Source organism: Shewanella sp. 11B5 (assembly GCF_002836795.1).
Taxonomy (GTDB): Bacteria; Pseudomonadota; Gammaproteobacteria; order Enterobacterales; family Shewanellaceae; genus Shewanella; species Shewanella frigidimarina.
Genome location: NZ_PJAP01000710.1, coordinates 1 through 1,950, shown reverse-complemented (window position 1 = coordinate 1,950; position 1,950 = coordinate 1). Strand labels below are relative to the sequence as shown.

Genomic DNA, 1,950 nt, shown 5'->3' with positions numbered 1-1,950 from the left:
AGGCATATCACCAATATCTTGTGCATCTACATATGGAGGGTTAGACACAATTAAATCGTAATGCTGGCCTTTTGGAATCGCCGAGAATAAATCGGATTGCATCGGGAAAACACGATCCAACACGCCCAAAGACTCAATATTAATCTGCGCGACTTCAAGTGCGTCCTCACTAATATCTAATGCGTCAACTTCGGCATCTTCAAATGCATAAGCACAAGCAATGGCAATACAAGCACTGCCAGTACATAAATCCATAATACGATTAACCGGTTTGTTATATAACCATGGGCTAAACTGATTATTGATCATTTCGGCAATCGGCGAACGCGGCACAAGTACGCGTTCATCTACATAAAATTCAAGCCCTGCAAATTTGGCTTTATTGGTCAAATACGGTACCGGTAAACGTTCACGTACACGGCGAATAATCAATTCAACGATTTTATGTTTTTCGCTGCTGGTTAAATTACTTAAAATAACCTGCTGACCGATATCTTCTGGTAAGTGTAGAGCATCAAAAACCAATGCAATGGCTTCGTCCCAAGCATTATCCGTTCCGTGACCATAATAAATATTGGCATCATTAAAACGGCTGACAGCCCAACGTAACATATCAGCTATAGTACGTAACTCAGTGACAGCTTCATCTACAAAGATCTTATCCAAAACACACTCCTTAAAAATTGTTCTGCGCTATTGTAACTGATGTCTATTAAGATGACCTAGAATTCAATACAATACGCCCATGAAAGACGATAATTATCCAGACTTATCGCTGTTTAGTGCATTAATCGAAGGTATCAAACCGCTAAGGCAAGATACTCACCACTTTAAACAGCCTGTCAAAGCCAAACAACAGTTCGAAATAAAAGAACAGCAGCTCCATGCTGATAGCTATTTTTCGGATACATATCAGCCGCTTCTGCCGGTAGATGGCCCTATGCGTTGGATTAATACCAGCACAGATAAGCATGAATTAAAGCGCTTAAGACGTGGTGACTATTCTCCTGACCTGTTGCTTGATTTACACGGTATGCGTCAAGCAGAAGCCAAACTTGAATTAGCCGCACTTATCCAAGCATGCGTTAAGCAAAACACGATTTGTTGCTGCGTGATGCACGGCTACGGAATGGGGATTTTAAAACAACAAACACCAATGTGGTTAGCGCAACACCCTAACGTAAAAGCATTTCACCAAGCGCCAAAAGAATGGGGCGGCGATGCAGCGTTATTGGTATTAATTGATATTGGTGAGCTGCCTCACCGACGTTAATTCGAGGAAATAAGCGCGGACAGTAACAAGGTAAGTAATCACTTACCTTTTTATAAACTGGTGTTATTCAACACGCTATTGCTATTACACAACAACTTGATGTGGTGCCGTCATTGCGACAAAACTCGCATTCTGCGTATGTTTGTCTATTTGAGCCACAGCAGAAGTAGCAAACAAAGGAGGCTCAACACCCGCCACAAGCTCGCTAACCATAAAACCTAAAATAGGCATATGTGCAATAACCAATACCTTATCTGCTTTATATTGATCGGCATAAGCCAATACAACATCTATCGCCATTTTGGCATCACCCGAGGGAGTCACATCATCAAGCACTAACCACTTACGGGGTTCCGATAAATGTTTACTGACTTCTTGCCACGTTTGCTGCGCACGTAAATAAGGACTCACAATCACCAAATCAAAATGGCTGACCTGTTTTGCTAACCAATTGGCCATATAACCAGTTTGAATACGGCCTGTATCAGTTAACTTTCGTTCCCTATCTGACAGTGCATCAAAACTCGCTTCACCATGGCGCATCAAAAATAGCTGCATACTTCTCTCGTGATGTTTTTATTATCATTCTTAACCAATTGTAGCGTTAATCAGCACAACAACAAACCTAGAATTGGGTATATTTAGATAAACTTTAGTCGATAATTGAATAAAACAGG

At 41.1% G+C, this 1,950-nt stretch carries 3 protein-coding genes; 1 reads left to right on the top strand and 2 read right to left on the bottom strand.

What is annotated here, in order from left to right; all coding sequences use genetic code 11:
- Positions 1 to 666, bottom strand: a 666-nt coding sequence (gene prmB / locus CXF78_RS15625) for a 50S ribosomal protein L3 N(5)-glutamine methyltransferase (RefSeq protein WP_102037302.1), incomplete at its 3' end; no start/stop codon positions are given.
- Between the two features lie 79 nt (positions 667 to 745).
- Here prmB and smrB point away from each other — a divergent pair.
- On the top strand, positions 746 to 1,273 hold the full coding sequence (smrB, locus tag CXF78_RS15620) for an endonuclease SmrB (protein ID WP_102037301.1): 528 nt from the start codon (positions 746 to 748) through the stop codon (positions 1,271 to 1,273).
- 84 nt (positions 1,274 to 1,357) lie between these two features.
- Here the strand turns inward: smrB and sixA are convergent, their stop codons facing one another.
- Positions 1,358 to 1,831 carry a phosphohistidine phosphatase SixA gene (gene sixA, locus CXF78_RS15615; protein ID WP_011638119.1) on the bottom strand — a complete coding sequence of 158 codons (474 nt, stop codon included), beginning with the start codon at positions 1,829 to 1,831 and terminating at the stop codon, positions 1,358 to 1,360.
- Between the last annotated feature and the right edge of the window lie 119 nt (positions 1,832 to 1,950).